The organism is Paenibacillus jilunlii (genome assembly GCF_900102965.1).
GTDB classification, from domain to species: Bacteria; Bacillota; Bacilli; order Paenibacillales; family Paenibacillaceae; genus Paenibacillus_AQ; species Paenibacillus_AQ jilunlii.
Genome location: NZ_FNGM01000004.1, coordinates 201,752 through 217,540 on the forward strand (window position 1 = coordinate 201,752; position 15,789 = coordinate 217,540).

Genomic DNA, 15,789 nt, shown 5'->3' on the forward strand with positions numbered 1-15,789 from the left:
TCCGGTGTGGGATAAGAGGTAAAAGTACCTTTGACGTTTCCGCCTGCCTCTGCCTACCACCAACTTCCCCGGATCTTCCCGATACCCTCACAACACTAAGCATCATTACTTGCCGCAGCCTATCCCCCCGCCATCATCCCACGCTGCCCATCCCATCGCCGCCATCCCGCCGTCTATCCGGCCACCGCCATCCCAGTGCCGCTACCATCTCGCCGCTACCATCCCGCCGCTACCATCTCGCCGCTACCTACTCCCATCGCCACCCATCCCGCCGCCACCCATCCCTCCACTAACCTTCTGATGATTAGAGGCACCCTTCCAGAAGCCCATACGATGCCTCCGCTCTAGCTTAGCTCCCCTCCTTCAAAAGAAAAAAGCAGCCGGAAATCGTTAGGGTACGCAAAATTGCGTTATGTTATCTAACATTATTAATTGGTCCTCATTACTTTTTTCTTTTCAACATAGGTATCTTTATTTATAATGTTACATAAAGTGACATAACTAACGGGTTGCAATATGAATTTATAAAGGAGGGGTGGCCATGCATCTTACGGTTGAAGAAGCGTTGTCCGTTTATCCTTTGTCCGAAGCGAAGCTGATTGCCGGTTCGAAGGGGAAACACCGGGTTATCAAATCTGTCAATGTAATGGACGCTCCGGATATCTCCGACTGGATCAAGGAGGGGGAGATGCTGCTTACGACAGCTTATTTAATCAAGGACAGTCTGGAAGATGCTTCGGCTCTGCTCCAGACCTTGAACCGGCGCGGTTCGGCGGGGCTTGGCATCAAGCTGGGGCGCTTTTGGGACGCTGTGCCGGAGAAGCTGATTGCCGAAGCGGAAACACTGAATTTTCCACTGATTGAGCTGCCGTTCCAGTTCACCTTCTCGGACCAGATGAACGGGCTGTTCCGTGCGGAGCTTACGCGCAGCACCAGTCTGCTGCAGAGCATGATGGAGAAGCAGCGGAAGCTGATGCGGTTCGCCTTGCGCTCCGGACGCAGCCGTCCGTTGTTCGAATCGGTATCTGAAGTGATTGAAACTCCGCTCGCTGTGGTCAGCGCCCGCGGGGATGTAGTGTTCAACAATTCGGACAATGCTGTACCACAGCTGCTGGAAGGCTGGCCTTGGCAAAACCGGAATCAGCGCTTCAGGATCGGTGACAAGATCGGGTTCAGGATTCCATTGCTGCAAGGCGGTAAGTGCTCCGGCTATCTTTTATACTGCTCCATTGATCCATTGCTGCTGCCGGTGGAAGAAAGCTTGTTCGTCCAGGGGGCCGATCTGATCTCCTATCATCTTCATTCGGGTTATGAGGATTACTTCGAGCATGCCGAGCATAGGGAGTTCAGCGGACTCCTGCGGCTCTGCCTGAACGGCGGATTGTCCTGTGCTGAAATGGCGCAGGCTGCTTCCAGGCTGGAAGTGGGGCTGCTGCAGGCACCGTTTCAACTGATGCTTACCGATACAGCCGCCTCTGGGGAGGCACGCCAGGCGGAACTGCTGCGTTTGAAAGAGGAATATCTGGAGCAGCCCCTGCTGCGCGAGCTGAATGGGATTCATGTGATGATGAATGAAGGCCTGGTATCACTGTATCCGGCGGGTCCGCACAGTCCTGAACAGTTCCGGGAACTGGTCAATACCTGTTTTGAAAATTTGAAATTCGATAAAGGCTATTATCCCCGGGCCGCACTAAGCAGCTCTAAGGTCAAACCTGAAGGGCTGAAGGAGGCTTTTGCCGAGATCAAGGAATGTATGGGGATGTTCCGGCATTGGGGAGCGCATGGGAATGTTGTGCATTACCGGCAGCTTGAGCTGAATCTGCTGCTTGGACAAATCCCGGCAGAAACCATGGAAAAATACTGCGTCAGTAGCCTGCGGGGCCTGCAAAGCCGGGAACCGGAGTATGTCAGGGAGATGCTGCATACGCTGGAGGTCTATCTGGAGAATGACGGACATGTGAATGAGACGGCCAAAAAGCTGTTTATTCACCGCAATACCGCCACTTACCGGATCGAGAAGCTGAGCGAGCTGCTGGACGTGGATTTCAAAAAAATCAATGACCTGATGCGCCTGAAGCTGGTGTTTATTTTCCGGAAAATGCTGGAGCAAGAATGAGGGGGATTCGTGCCTGTTTAAGCAGGATGCTGTAATTCCCCGGCTATGTGTTCAACGTCGAATAACCGGTGCCCGAAGGTAAAAAAACTCTGTATGCCGGTGGGGTGCAACCCCGTGGTCCTGCATCAGCAACTGGTATGAAAATCGCTGGCCCTTAATCTTGTGTCATGAAATATCACGTATTTTATGTAATCCAGTGCGCTCTGCACAAAATAAACAGCAGTTCTTATCAGATGACACAAACGTATGTTATATAAATTTACGCGGGTGCTGCGGCTCAGTATAGTAGAGATACATTAATGGCAGCAGCTATGATGAGAGATTTACTGGAGGAGGAGAATTATGAAAAAAAGGGGTCAGGCACTATCGTTCAGCTTCGCTGTCATGTTCCTGTTGGCGGTTGTTTTGGCAGGTTGCGGCAGCAACAATAATTCCGGCACAAACGCCGGAAGCACGGAAGCTCCTGCGGCATCGAATGCGGGCACAGCGACAGAGGCGGCAGCAGCAACAGAGCCGGCAGCAGAGAAACCGAGGGTTGCTTTTGTCTACATCGGACCTCCGGGTGACGGCGGTTATACGTATCAGCATGATCAGGGCCGCCTGTATATGGAAAAGGAGCTGGGCATTAAGGCGGACACTGTGGAAAATGTTCCGGAGAGCGCCGATGCAGAACGCATCATCACCGAGCTGGCCCAGAATCATGACATTGTATTTACAACGAGCTTCGGGTATATGGACTATACCCTGAACGTAGCCAATAAATTTCCAAAGGTGAAGTTCATGCATGCTTCCGGCTACAAAACAGCCGCCAACATGGGGACCTACTTCGGCAAAAACTATCAAGGCAGCTACCTGGCGGGTATCGCAGCCGGCAAAATGACCAAAAAGAATCACCTGGGTTATGTGGGAGCCTTCCCGATCAGCGAGGTGATCTACAACCTCAACGCCTTCACACTTGGAGCGCAAAGCGTTAACCCTGGGGTTAAGGTGGATGTGGTTTGGACGAATACCTGGTATGACCCGGCAACAGAGCGCCAGGCGGCCATCAGTCTTTTGGATAAAGGTGCAGATGTGCTGCTGGCTTACCAGGATTCGCCTGCCACGCTGCAGGCTGCGGCTGAACGCGGTGCTTTTGCCGGGGGGAATGACTCTGACATGGGCAAATACGGACCGGATCATTATCTGACCAACCCTGTATGGAACTGGGGCCCTTATTATGTGAAGGCTGTGAAATCCGTTATGGACGGAACCTGGAAGAGTGAGCAGTATTCCGGGGATATGGCTGACGGCATGATCGGTATTGCACCATTCGGCAGCAAGGTTCCGGATGATGTGAAGAAGCTCGTGGAAGACGCCAAAGCCAAAATTATCAGCGGGGAGCTGGATGTGTTCACAGGTCCTATCTCTGACAACCAGGGCAAGGTTCAGGTCCAGGAAGGCCAAAAGCTGACACTTGAAGAGGTTCTGTCCATGAACTGGCTGGCCAAAGGCATTGAAGGCACCATCCCGAAATAACGCTGAAACCAATGAATCACGCAAGGCCTTATGGGTGGGGCGGGTGCCGTACAGACGGAACCTTCCCCACCCGTCCTACAACTATAAGGAAGGGAGCGTCCCACTATGCAGGACCCTTCGGTTGAGATGCGCGGGATCGTGAAGAAATTCGGTTCTGTAACGGCAAGCGATCAAGTCGATTTTTCGGCAAATGCGGGTGAGATTCACGCGCTGCTTGGTGAGAACGGAGCAGGTAAAAGCACAGTCATGAGTATGCTCTCAGGGGTGTACAGAGCGGATGAGGGTGAAATTCTTCTTCACGGCCAGCCCGCCAAAATCCGTTCCCCCAAAGATGCTGCGGTTCTTGGCGTCGGCATGGTCTTTCAGAACTTCAGACTGGTGCAAAGTCTCACGGCAGCGGAAAATATCGTGCTTGGCGAAAAGTCGTCTTTCTGGCGGGGAAGCAAATGGATTAAAAACAAACACAGGGAAATTGAAGCTCTGGCGGAGCAATTCGGGCTGAAGTTTCCGGTGGACCGTCCGGTCTGGCAGCTGTCTGTCGGTGAGCAGCAGCGTGTGGAGATCGTCAAGACGCTCTACCGCGGCGCCGATATCATCATTCTGGATGAACCGACCTCTGTATTGACTCCCGGCGAGGCCGAGCAGCTGTTTGCGACACTGCAGGTCATGAAGCAGGCCGGCAAGACGGTGATCATGACTACGCATAAAATGAAAGAGGTCATGGCCTCCTCTGACCGCATTTCTGTCATGCGCAAAGGTAAAATGATAGCAACCCTGGCCACTGCCGGGACCGATGAACTGGAGCTGGCGCGGCTGATGGTAGGGCGTGAGGTGGAAATCACCCGCCAGGAACGTGAAGCTGCGGCCGGTAAGCCGCTCTTGGTCGTCAGTAATCTGGAGGTTACTGCCGATCATGGCCGCAAGGCGCTGGACGGGATGTCCCTTCAAGTATGTGAAGGGGAGATTGTAGGGGTAGCTGGAGTGGCCGGCAATGGACAGAAGGAACTGGCAGAAGTATTGACAGGGCTGAGAACCTGGAAGAACGGCGATATCATATTTGAGGGTGAGCCGGTAAAATCGGCTTCGGTACGGGGTGCCATTGATTCGGGAATCTCCCATGTGCCGGAGAACCGGATGAAGAGCGGCCTCGCCGGGCGCCTGGGCTCCGTGGATAACCTGCTGTTCAAGTCTTACCGCAGCAGCGACCACTCCAGATTCGGATTCCTGAAGGCGGCCAAAAACCGCTCCTGGTCGCAGGAGCTTGTCGAACGCTTCAATGTTAAAACACCTGAGCTGGATACACCGGTGCAGCAGCTGTCGGGCGGCAATCAGCAGAAGCTGCTGTTCGCCCGCGAGGTCAGCCGCCAGCCGAAGCTGATGGTTGCCGTCCATCCTACCCAGGGACTGGATGTAGGGGCGGCTGCCGGTGTGCATGAGCTGCTGATGGAGCTGCGCAGCACAGGCAGCGGGGTGCTGCTGATCTCCGAGGATCTGGATGAACTGCTCCAGCTCTCTGACCGGATTCTGGTGATCTATAACGGTTCGATTATAGGGGAGAGCGATCATGAGCATGCAGACCGTGAGCAAATCGGCTTGCTTATGGCCGGAATCCGGAACAAGGAGGCAAGCGCCATATGAGTTCCAAAAATGCAAGTGACGCCGTGCTGCTGAATTCCGTTCCGGCCAAATCCGCCAAACGGTTCCCGATGCGCCTGGAGTATGACGCAAGCCGTACCCGTTCCCCCTGGTGGTCACCGATTCTGTCCATCATTTTGGCGCTTCTGCTCTGTGCGGTATTCATTGCCGCCAACGGTATGAGCCCGGTTACTGTATACGACAAAATGTTCCGCGGGGCCTTCGGCACCGCTTACGGCATCACGGAAACGATGGTCAAAGCAATACCGCTGCTGCTCTGCGGACTTGGCATCGCTGTTGCGTACCGGATCTCCGTATGGAATATTGGTGCGGAAGGCCAGCTTACCGTTGGGGCAATGGCTGCTACGGCAGTGACCATTTATTTTCCCGGTCTGTCTTCCTTCTGGTCGATTGCCCTGATGCTCGTATTCGGAACAGCCGCCGGAGCGCTGTGGGGACTCATGACGGCCATTCCGCGGACCCATTTCGGGGTCAATGAACTGATTACCTCGCTGATGCTGAATTATGTGGCGCTGCTGGCGCTGGACTATGTAGTGTTTGGCCCCTGGAAGGACCCTAAGGGGTTTAACTTCCCGGGCTCACCTATGTTCACCGCTGCCCAGTCGCTGCCAGTGCTGGGGACCACAAGACTGCATATCGGGCTGGTCTTTGGCCTGGTAGCCGTAGCCATCTATTATCTGATGATCCGTTTTACCCGCTGGGGCTATGAGCTGCGGTTGATTGGCGCCAACCCCACCGCTGCACGTTATGCAGGAATTCACATCAAAAAGCATATTATTATCGTCATGCTGATCAGCGGCGGTCTGGCCGGCATCGCGGGAATGGCCGAGGTTTCCGGGGTCACCCACAAGCTGATGCAGGGAATCTCGCCGGGCTACGGCTATACGGCGATCATTGTCGCCTGGCTTGCCAAGCTGAATCCGCTGGGCCTCATCGTCACCTCGGTCCTGTTCGGCGGCCTCATCGTTGGCGGCTACAGCGTGCAGACTATCGGACTGCCTTCGTCCATTTCGGAAATGCTGCAGGGTGCAATCCTGTTTTTCCTGATTGCCGGCGAGATGATCCACCGTTTCCGTATCCGCCGGAATGCATAGCAGCACTTCTTAGAGAAGGGAGTTTAACCATGGATTTCACTACACAGTTATTAATAGCCGCCATATCCGCCGGGACACCTTTGCTCCTCGCTACACTTGGCGGCATCCTGAATGAACGGGCGGGCATCATCCAGCTGGGCGCCGAAGGGCTGATGCTGATGGGGGCGGTTACGACCTGTATCGTCTACATCCGCAGCGAAAACCTGCTGCTTGCCCTGCTTGCGGCCATTGCAGTAACCGCCGTATTGGGGCTGGTCCATGCCTTCCTGTGTGTTACCCTGCGCGCGAACCAGACCATGTCCGGCCTGGCGATGACGCTGTTTGGCAGTGGCCTCAGCGCTTACTTAGGCAAGTCCATCAGCGGTATTCCGCTGCCGGGGACTTCGCCCAAGCTGGATCTGGGCTGGGTGAAGGGGATTCCGGTGGTTGGAGATATATTTGGCCGGATGGATAGTCTGACCTGGTTCAGCCTGCTGCTGGTGCTGGTTCTGCATCTCCTGATTCACCGCACGTCCTGGGGTCTGCATTTGCGGGCCGTCGGAGACAGTCCGGCGACAGCGGACGTTATGGGAATTCGTGTACAGCTGATCCGTTACAGCTGCATCACCGCCGGGACGGCGCTGATGGGTCTGGCAGGGGCCGATATGGTGCTCGCCTACGCGCCGACATGGAATGAAGGGCTGACGGCAGGCCGGGGCTGGATTGCAGTGGGGCTCGTCATTTTCGCCAGATGGAATCCGCTGCGTGCATTATTCTGTGCCTATTTCTTCGGGGCGCTCGATTCACTAGGCTTCCGCATCCAGTTGCTTGGCAGTGTTGTTCCACCCTATTTCCTCAAAATGATTCCGTACGTGGTAACCATCCTGGTGCTGATGTACCTCGGTTACCGCAACCGCAATAAGCCCTCCGGCACACCGGAATCACTCGGAACGCCGTACATTCGTGAGCAGCGGTTCTGAATGCCGGAGTGCGGCTCCGGTATATCCAAGCGGATAAGCATGTAGATCATTGATGCAGGGAGCGGACTTTCTGGCATTAAACAGGATTATTTAGGAATGAAAATAACCGGAGAAAGAGGGGAGCCCATGACGAAACCACCATTATTTCTGACCCTGGAAGAGATTAACCGTATGAGCAAGGAAGAGTTTGTGGCGAACCTCGGCGGGATCTTTGAACATTCGCCTTGGGTGGCGGAAGGGGCCTATGAGCATATCCCGTTTCATTCCACAGCCGGGCTGCACAGCATAATGCTGGATACGGCACGGAATGCGGAGCATAGCCAGGTAGAGGCGCTTCTGCGTGCACACCCGGATCTGGCGACCCGGCTGCAGGTTAGCCCGTTGTCGGCGGCAGAGCAGCAGGGAGCGGGACTGGACCGACTGACGCCGGAAGAATTTGCAAGGCTTACGGAATTGAACGCGGCGTACTCGGAGAAATTCCGCTTTCCTTTTATCCTGGCCGTGCGCGGCAAAAATAAGGATGACATCATTCAGTCCATTGAAGCGCGTGTGAACCGTTCACACGGGGAAGAGTGGGAGCAGGCGCTTGCCGAGATCGGCAAAATTACCGCCTTCCGGCTGAACGATCTGATCCGGGAGAAGGAAGCATGAGCGGGCGCCTGACGACTCATGTGCTGGACCTGTCGCGTGGACTGCCGGCCGCAGGGATGAAGCTGCAGCTTTGGAATCTTGCGGAAGGTGCAGGGAAGCTGCTGCGGGAAGCGGAGACGAATCATGACGGCAGACTGGATGCCCCGCTCCTGGAAGGGGCAGAGCTGGTTCCCGGCTGCTATGAGCTGCTCTTCATGGCAGGGGATTATTTTCGCGGAGGCAGGCTGGAGAAACAGCCCGGCGATGCAGAGAGCTTTTTCCTCGAACAGATCCCGGTCCGGTTCAATATTACCCATGCGGCAGGGCATTATCATGTTCCGCTGCTTGTTGCGCCCGGGGGATACAGCACATACCGGGGAAGTTGAGAAGGGCGAGAGCAAATGACCGGAGGTGACCGATTCATGGAGGAAGCATATGAGCTTATTATCAGAAACGGGGATGTTGTGCTGCCCGGGGAAGTGCGCAAGCTGGATGTAGGGGTGCAGGACGGCAAAATTGCCGCGCTGGGCCAGGGGCTTCAGGCAGCAGCGGCTACAACCGTCATTGATGCAGAGGGCCAGTATGTGCTGCCGGGGATGATTGATATGCATGTCCATTTTAATGAGCCGGCGTTTGGTCACTGGGAAGGCTTCCGCAGCGGTTCGGCTGCACTGGCGGCGGGGGGCTGCACCTGTTATGCGGATATGCCGCTGAATGGCAATCCTCCTACGGTGAACAGGGCTGCGCTGCAGCTGAAGGCAGAAGCTGCCTCCGGGAACTCAGCGGTCGATTATATGCTGTGGGGCGGTCTTGTTCCAGGAAATCTGGCAGATTTGGAGGAGCTGGCGGCGGCTGGAGTGACTGGCTTCAAGGCTTTTATCTCCAATCCCGGCGGCGAAGGGGAAGGGCGTTTCCGTGAGGTGGATGACGGGACGCTGTTTCTGGGGATGCGAAAAATCGCCGCGCTCGGCGGCATTCTCGCCCTGCATGCGGAGAGCGAAGATATTACAGCTATGCTGTCAGCGGGGGCTGTCCGCAGCGGGAGGACCGGAGCACGGGATTTCGCGGCTTCCCGGCCGGCGATGGCGGAGCTTGAGGCGGTATCCCGGGCGCTGCTCTACAGTGAGCGTACCGGCTGCCGGCTGCATTTTGTGCACATCAGCACCGCCGCTGCGGTTGAAATGATCCATGCCGCCAAGCAGCACGGTCTGGATGTGACCGCAGAGACCTGCCCGCATTACCTGGTGCTGAATGAAGACAGCATGGAACAGCTCGGACCGGTAGCCAAATGTGCGCCGCCGCTCCGCAGCACGCAAGAGCAGCAAGAGCTGTGGAAGGTGCTGGCGGAGGGCCGGATTGATCTGATTGCCTCCGACCATTCGCCTTGTCCGCCGGAGCTTAAGTTTGATCCGGGTTTAACCTTCTTTGAAGCCTGGGGCGGCATCTCCGGGGCGCAGAGCAGCCTGGAGCTGATGTTCCACGAAGGCGTGCATATGCGCGGTTTGCCGGTCACCCAAGTCTCGGCGCTGCTGTCGGGGCAGCCTGCACGGCGTTTTGGACTGGATCACCGCAAGGGCTCCATCGCTCCGGGACTGGACGCCGATCTGGTGCTGCTGAACCCCAAAGCCAGTTATACGCTGGCTGCCGGGGATCTGCTCTACCGGCACAAGCACAGTCCATATATTGGGATGACCTTATCCTGCAAGGTCACAGCGACGGTCTGCCGGGGGAATGTGGTATACACCGCTGAACAAGGAGTGGTGTCAGCGGACAAAGGAGAGTGGCTGCAGATCTATAGCGGCCAGAAGGCTCCATGAAGAAGCCGGTCATTCAAGCCCCGGCCGCGGATATGCTGAAGCTGCTAGAGGAGCTGGCAGCATTCAGTGCCCCGGGGCCGGGGGTTACCCGGCTGCTGTACACGCCGGAGTGGAGCGGGGCACAGCGTTTTTTGCAGGAGCAAATGGCTGGACTCGGGCTTGAGGTTCATACGGATTCCGTTGGCAACGTCTTTGGACGGTTGAACGGATCACAGCATTCCGGCAGCGTTATTCTAACCGGCTCGCATATCGACACTGTTGTGAACGGCGGCAAATATGACGGAGCTTACGGAGTGGCTGCCGCTGTCACTGCGCTGCACTATTTGGCGGAGACGTTTGGGCCGCCGCTGCGGACGCTGGAGGTGGCTGCGTTCTGCGAGGAAGAGGGAAGCCGCTTCCCGCTGACATTCTGGGGCTCGGGCAATGTAACGGGCCTCTATGACGGAAGCGCGGCAGATTCCATTGCCGATCCGGAAGGTGTTACACTAATGGAGGCAATGAATGCCTGCGGACTGGGTGCCGGAGGCAGCCGGACTGCCAGTGAAGAGTCTTCCGGTAGAGGCGCGGATTCCGCCCGGAGAGAAGACATCGGGATGTATATTGAGCTGCATATCGAGCAGGGCATCCTTCTGGAGCAATCGGCAGCGCAGATTGGGGTTGTCCAGGCGATTGCCGGCCAGCGGCGCTTCACCGTGAAGGTGACGGGCACGGCCAATCATGCCGGGACAACGCCGATGGGGCTGCGCCGGGATGCGCTTGCCGGTACAGCGGAGATGCTGTGTGCGCTGGAGCGGTCCGCTGCGGAAGCGGGAGCGCCGCTCGTAGCAACCGCCGGCAGGCTGGAGGTCATTCCGGGCACGCCGAATGTGATCCCGGGCGAAGTCCAGTTCACGCTGGACATCCGCCACAGTGAGGCAGCGCGGCTGGAGAGCTTCTGCGCTGCACTCGCTGCAGCGTTCAGAGAGATTGCGGCGCGGCGCGGGCTTACGCTTGAGCTTGTGCCCACGCTGGCTACCGCTCCGGCACCGATGAATCAGGCGCTCTGCGGGGCGCTTGAACAGATCTGCCTGGAGCAGGGGAGAAGCTTCCGCCGCATGGTGAGCGGGGCGGGGCATGATGCCCAGCTGTTCGCCCCGGAGTGTCCGGCGGCGATGATCTTTGTGCCGAGCCGGGCGGGAATCAGCCATTCGCCGGAGGAATATTCTTCGCCGGAAGAGCTGGCGGCCGGGCTTAATGTCCTGACGGCACTGTTATATAAGCTCGCCTACGAGGCAAGCTGAACCTATAGAGGGAGAGATGATCATGAAGCGGTACGAAGATTTGTCGCCGTCCCTGCGGTGCATTATGACCCCGGGGCCGGTGGAGGTCGATCCGCGTGTGCTGCGGGCGATGTCTTTTCCGGTACTCGGCCAATTCGATCCCGAATTTACGGACATTATGAATGAGACGATGGGGATGCTGCGTGAGCTGTTTGCGACGGGAAATCAATGGGCTTTTCCCGTGGACGGCACCTCCCGCTCGGGTATTGAGGCCGTTATGGTCAGCCTGATCGCGCCCGGGGACCGGGTGCTGATTCCGATTTTTGGCCGGTTCGGGCATCTACTGCATGAGATCGCCGAACGCTGCGGGGCCAACGTGTTCACTATTGAAAAGACCTGGGGCAGCGTATTTGCCCCGGAGGAAGTCATTGCTGCGATACGGAGCTTTAGCCCCGATGTGGTGGCGATGGTTCATGGCGAGACCTCGACAGGCCGGATGCAGCCGCTGGCGGAAATCGGGCGGGCGTGCCGCGAGCACGATGCGCTGCTGGTCGTCGATGCTGTGGCGACCATCGGCGGCGTGCCGGTGGAGACGGATGCCTGGATGCTGGATGCCGTCATTGGCGGCACGCAGAAATGCCTGTCCGTCCCGTCAGGCATGGCGCCGGTCACCTATAACGAACGCGCCGAAGCCAAGCTGATGAAGCGCAAGCAGGTAGAGCGCGGACTGCGCACCGGCGGCGCTGCGCGCAGCGAACTGCCTGTGGTGGGCAGCAATTATTTTGATCTGGCCATGCTGCAGGATTACTGGAGTGAACAGCGGCTGAATCACCATACAGAGATGACCTCCATGCTCTATGCGCTGCGGGAAGGTCTGCGGCTGGTGCTGGAGGAAGGGCTGAAGGAGCGCCATGCCCGGCATGTCCGGCACGAACAGGCACTGGTCGCCGGACTTACGGCAATGGGGCTGAAGCTGTATGGCGACCCGGAGAGCAAGCTGACGGTCGTGACCTGTGTGCTCATCCCGGAAGGCGTAGACGGCGAATCGGTCAGGGCCATGCTGCTTGAGCGCTTCGGCATTGAGATCGCCAGCTCGTTTGGCCCGCTCAAGGGCCTGATCTGGCGGATTGGCACGATGGGCTTCAGCTGCCGCGAGAACAATGTGCTTCGTCTGCTGGGAGCGCTGGAGGCCGTGCTGCAGCGGCACGGTTATGCAGTTCCCTGCGGGCTTGGCGTACAGGCGGCGCTTGATGAATATGAGGTTTAAACCGGGGTGAAACATCCCGCTATATAGATTGAACTTGAAAAACTAACAAAGGGGAAAAGGGATGGAGGGGAAGTTTGGATACTTACGGAGCGAAAGCGTCCGCCTGAGAGCTTTCCGCAGGAAAGCTGGCTTCGTAAGCATATGCTTTGTCTGCGGATTTCCACCGCGAACAGCCTAACAATCAAGAAATCTGCAGACGGGCAGCGGCCGGAAGTCCAAACATTCTCCGTAGTCCCGACGAAGTCCCTAATGTTTATATCTTTAGTTCACTCTATATAGTATGCCTGCACAACCCCCCGCAGGCTGTCCCGGGGGCGGCAGTAAATAGATGTTGGATTCTGAAACGGCTGCTGGTCCCGGGGGGAACAGTGAGGCCGTTTTTGCTGAATATATGGAAGTGGATGTATACTGGATAGAATCTGAAGGAGTGAGAGACATGTCTTTTATAAGAAAACCGCTCGCGGACTGTGTGCCGGAGCTTGTGGCCACCGCCCGCGGCGATTTGCCCGCTACTCTGGTCATTACCGGGGGCAGGCTGGTCAATGTTTGTTCCGGTGAAATTTTGGAGGGGATGTCCGTTGCTGTACAAGGTGGACGCATTGCCTACGTTGGTAAGGACGTCTCGCACATGATCGGCGAAGGCACCCGGGTAATCGAAGCCGCCGGGAGATACATCGCTCCGGGACTGCTGGACGGACACTGCCATATTGAGAGCACGCAGCTCACTGTAACCGAATTTGCCCGGGCGGTGCTTCCGCTTGGGACAACGGGCGGCTTCTTCGACGCGCATGAGATTGCCAACGTGTTCGGACTGAAGGGCATCCGGCTGATGCTGGAGGAGATGCGCGGAACACCGCTGGCTGCCTACATGCAGGTTGCTTCCTGTGTGCCTTCTGCGGGTCCGGAATTTGAAACAACCGGCGCTTCCATTGGGCCGGAGGAGGTAGCGGAGGCGTACACCTGGGGCGAGGATGTGATCGCGCTGGGCGAAGTAATGAATTTCCCCGGTGTGGTCTACGGAGACAGTAAAATGCTCGGGGAAATTCAGGCAACCCTGCGTGCCGGCCGGGTGGTGGATGGGCATTTCACCTGGCCGGCGGATGACTGGAGACTGCCTGTGTACGCCGCCGCCGGCGTGACCGGCGATCATGAGTGTGTTACAGCCGAGGATGTGATCGAGCGCGTCCGTCTGGGCATGTATGCCCAAATGCGCCGCGGCTCCGCCTGGCATGATGTGGCGAAGACGATCACTGCGCATACGGAGCATGGGCTGGACCCGCGCCGGATGCTGCTCGTGACCGATGACCGCAGCTCGGAATCGCTGCGCGATGAAGGCCATATGGATTTTGTGGTGCGCCATGCCATCTCGCAAGGGGTGAAGCCGGTTACCGCTTTTCAGATGGCGACGATCAACACGGCCGAGCGCTTTGGAGTTGCCCGTGATATCGGCTCGATTACTCCCGGCTCCTGCGCCGATATGATTTTACTGGATGGAAATCTGGCGGATGTGCATGTGGTGATGACGATTGCGGCAGGTGTTGTAGTTGCTGAAAATGGCATCATGACCGCTTCGCTTGCGCCATATACCTATCCAGGTGAGGTGCTGGCTTCGGTGCATTTACTGAAGCTGCCTGTGGCAGAGGATTTTGTGATCCATGCGCCGCTTGAATCAGGCAGTCTCTCAACCCGGGTTATCCGGGTCATTGAGAACCATGTGGAGACAGAGGAGCTGATCCTGGACCTGCCGGTCGCAGAGGGCAGACTGCAAGTAGGAAACGGCCTGTGCAAAATAGCTGTCTTGGAGCGCCACAAAGGGACCGGCAACAAGTCGGTTGGTGTTGTAGCGGGAATCGGCTTCCATGAGCCTGCGGCCATCGCCATGACCGTTGCCCATGACAGTCACAACGTGCTGGTGATTGGCAATGATGATGAGCTTATGGCACAAGCGGCGGGGGCCGTTGCAGAAGCTCAGGGCGGTGTGGCTGTGATTACCGGAACCGGAACCACGCTTTTTCCGCTGGCTATTGCCGGACTGATGTCCACCCAGCCCTTCGAAATTGCAGCGGCTCAATCTGCGGCGGTCAGCAAAGCGCTGTATGATTCCGGCTGCACGCTGAATTATGCCTTTATGACCCTGTCCCTGCTCGCGCTGGCCGTGATCCCGACACTGCGTATTTCCGATAAAGGCCTGGTCCGTATCTCACCGGAAGAGGGAATCGGGCTCGTATCCTTGTTCGTCTAACTTCAATATCCGGTCCTAATCCGGTCCTAGGCGATGGGGTGTCTGCAGTCATCATTTTGACTGGAGCACCCCATTTTTGTGTAGGAATAAAAGCTTAACAGGGTCAGTTTGTTTGGTCTTATCAGACTCTTTTGGCAGCCAAAAGTAACGATTTTGTAAACAAAACCTATAAATTAACCATTTCATCACATTATGAAACATATTTTAATAAATTTTTTATAAAAACATTAACAATCTGCAGGAAATAGACGATAATATTTTTAAATTAATTAAAATTATTGCATATTGTGAAGATAACAAGGTACGGAAAGACCAAATATGTGGAACGGGGTGTATGAAATGATGAGATTAGACACACAGGACATCGTGAATATCACCAGAAAGCAAATTGCTGCGATTTTTAAAATAGAGCCGGTCGAGCTGAGATTCGTCAATGATTTTCAAGGGGAGCAGTATCTGCTTACGAATGATAAGCTGCACCTCAGCAACCAGCACTACTGGGCCAAAGTCATGGATTGTGTTTTTGACAGCCACACCCGTCCGGTTCTGATGTGCGAGGTATTGTACTTCCTGAGGAGCGAATTTTTGGAAAGTGATATCAAGCTCCGCTTTTCTTATGATTTTGCCGAAGGAGCCAATGGTGCGGCGATGGCCTGGGCCGAGGTCAGCTTCAATGATTCGCCGGAATTGCAGCCGGAGGAAATTGCCGAATTAATCGATTTTGCACTGTCGCTGCAGGATAAGCAATGGTTCGAGGAATTGACCGCCAAATACAAGCAATTGACCGTATGAGAGTACCGTTCATTCATAGCTTCCTTTCGGAATCAGGTTAACAAGCCGCTTCTCCCGCATTACTATGCGCGGACGGGCGGCTTGTTTCTTTTGAATTATAGGGATTTATATGTCCATTCTTTAGATTATCCTTCAACTCCCGCTGAAACGGTGCCATCTTTAATAAGTACGCAGCCGTTTCTGCTTGAAGTATTGGGAACTATGGCCTTCCTTCATTGAGAAATGGCGGAGAGAGAGTTAGTCATGAACTTAGATGGGCTTAAAAGCGCGTTGCCGAGGTGTTAGTGGGAAAAAGTAGACTTATTTCGAAGGGAATCACTGAGTGATGAAATGAGAGGTATAAATACCTTTGGTTTAGCCGGAAGTGGGCGACTGAGAGGAATAAGAGGTATAAATACCTTTGATTTGGGCAGAAGTGGGCAACTGAGAGAAATGAGAGGTA

General features: G+C 55.9%; 12 protein-coding genes. All 12 read left to right on the top strand.

The genetic code is table 11. The features are described from left to right. The first annotated feature begins 541 nt into the window (after nucleotides 1–541). Nucleotides 542–2,116 (top strand): PucR family transcriptional regulator, encoded by a 1,575-nt coding sequence (locus BLQ82_RS10310; RefSeq protein WP_062525617.1) that lies wholly within the window; start codon nucleotides 542–544, stop codon nucleotides 2,114–2,116. A gap of 342 nt (nucleotides 2,117–2,458) precedes the next feature. Next, nucleotides 2,459–3,631, top strand: a complete 1,173-nt coding sequence (locus tag BLQ82_RS10315) for a BMP family ABC transporter substrate-binding protein (RefSeq protein ID WP_062525615.1) — start codon at nucleotides 2,459–2,461, stop codon at nucleotides 3,629–3,631. Between the two features lie 105 nt (nucleotides 3,632–3,736). Continuing rightward, nucleotides 3,737–5,269, top strand: coding sequence for an ABC transporter ATP-binding protein (locus BLQ82_RS10320; RefSeq protein WP_074648116.1), 1,533 nt, complete (start codon nucleotides 3,737–3,739; stop codon nucleotides 5,267–5,269). After that, complete coding sequence (locus tag BLQ82_RS10325) at nucleotides 5,266–6,381, top strand: ABC transporter permease (protein ID WP_062525611.1); 1,116 nt, start codon at nucleotides 5,266–5,268, stop codon at nucleotides 6,379–6,381. The genes BLQ82_RS10320 and BLQ82_RS10325 overlap by 4 nt, the downstream gene beginning before the upstream one ends. A 29-nt stretch (nucleotides 6,382–6,410) precedes the next feature. After that, a complete protein-coding gene (locus tag BLQ82_RS10330; protein ID WP_062525609.1) occupies nucleotides 6,411–7,340 on the top strand; it encodes an ABC transporter permease in 930 nt (309 codons plus the stop codon). Between the two features lie 126 nt (nucleotides 7,341–7,466). Beyond that, entirely contained in the window at nucleotides 7,467–7,991 is a 525-nt protein-coding gene (gene uraD / locus BLQ82_RS10335) for a 2-oxo-4-hydroxy-4-carboxy-5-ureidoimidazoline decarboxylase (protein ID WP_062525607.1), read from the top strand. Beyond that, a complete protein-coding gene (uraH, locus tag BLQ82_RS10340; protein WP_062525605.1) occupies nucleotides 7,988–8,356 on the top strand; it encodes a hydroxyisourate hydrolase in 369 nt (122 codons plus the stop codon). Before uraD ends, uraH begins: the two co-directional genes overlap by 4 nt. Nucleotides 8,357–8,392: 36 nt before the next feature. Further along, complete coding sequence (locus BLQ82_RS10345; protein WP_074648118.1) at nucleotides 8,393–9,787, top strand: allantoinase; 1,395 nt, start codon at nucleotides 8,393–8,395, stop codon at nucleotides 9,785–9,787. Then, complete coding sequence (locus tag BLQ82_RS10350) at nucleotides 9,784–11,067, top strand: M20 family metallo-hydrolase (protein ID WP_074648120.1); 1,284 nt, start codon at nucleotides 9,784–9,786, stop codon at nucleotides 11,065–11,067. Before BLQ82_RS10345 ends, BLQ82_RS10350 begins: the two co-directional genes overlap by 4 nt. A 22-nt stretch (nucleotides 11,068–11,089) precedes the next feature. Continuing rightward, a complete protein-coding gene (locus BLQ82_RS10355) occupies nucleotides 11,090–12,313 on the top strand; it encodes a pyridoxal-phosphate-dependent aminotransferase family protein (protein ID WP_074648122.1) in 1,224 nt (407 codons plus the stop codon). Between the two features lie 436 nt (nucleotides 12,314–12,749). Next, a complete protein-coding gene (locus BLQ82_RS10360; protein WP_082722760.1) occupies nucleotides 12,750–14,555 on the top strand; it encodes an adenine deaminase in 1,806 nt (601 codons plus the stop codon). A 339-nt stretch (nucleotides 14,556–14,894) separates the two neighbouring features. Next, nucleotides 14,895–15,347 (top strand): IDEAL domain-containing protein, encoded by a 453-nt coding sequence (locus BLQ82_RS10365; protein ID WP_062525639.1) that lies wholly within the window; start codon nucleotides 14,895–14,897, stop codon nucleotides 15,345–15,347. Nucleotides 15,348–15,789 lie beyond the last annotated feature (442 nt).

What these genes read in the sequence shown, in the direction of transcription:
- BLQ82_RS10310 (WP_062525617.1), top strand. Translation starts at nt 542, where the DNA reads ATGCATCTTACGGTTGAAGAAGCGTTGTCCGTTTATCCTTTGTCCGAA.
- BLQ82_RS10315 (WP_062525615.1), top strand. Translation starts at nt 2,459, where the DNA reads ATGAAAAAAAGGGGTCAGGCACTATCGTTCAGCTTCGCTGTCATGTTC.
- BLQ82_RS10320 (WP_074648116.1), top strand. Translation starts at nt 3,737, where the DNA reads ATGCAGGACCCTTCGGTTGAGATGCGCGGGATCGTGAAGAAATTCGGT.
- BLQ82_RS10325 (WP_062525611.1), top strand. Translation starts at nt 5,266, where the DNA reads ATGAGTTCCAAAAATGCAAGTGACGCCGTGCTGCTGAATTCCGTTCCG.
- BLQ82_RS10330 (WP_062525609.1), top strand. Translation starts at nt 6,411, where the DNA reads ATGGATTTCACTACACAGTTATTAATAGCCGCCATATCCGCCGGGACA.
- uraD (WP_062525607.1), top strand. Translation starts at nt 7,467, where the DNA reads ATGACGAAACCACCATTATTTCTGACCCTGGAAGAGATTAACCGTATG.
- uraH (WP_062525605.1), top strand. Translation starts at nt 7,988, where the DNA reads ATGAGCGGGCGCCTGACGACTCATGTGCTGGACCTGTCGCGTGGACTG.
- BLQ82_RS10345 (WP_074648118.1), top strand. Translation starts at nt 8,393, where the DNA reads ATGGAGGAAGCATATGAGCTTATTATCAGAAACGGGGATGTTGTGCTG.
- BLQ82_RS10350 (WP_074648120.1), top strand. Translation starts at nt 9,784, where the DNA reads ATGAAGAAGCCGGTCATTCAAGCCCCGGCCGCGGATATGCTGAAGCTG.
- BLQ82_RS10355 (WP_074648122.1), top strand. Translation starts at nt 11,090, where the DNA reads ATGAAGCGGTACGAAGATTTGTCGCCGTCCCTGCGGTGCATTATGACC.
- BLQ82_RS10360 (WP_082722760.1), top strand. Translation starts at nt 12,750, where the DNA reads ATGTCTTTTATAAGAAAACCGCTCGCGGACTGTGTGCCGGAGCTTGTG.
- BLQ82_RS10365 (WP_062525639.1), top strand. Translation starts at nt 14,895, where the DNA reads ATGATGAGATTAGACACACAGGACATCGTGAATATCACCAGAAAGCAA.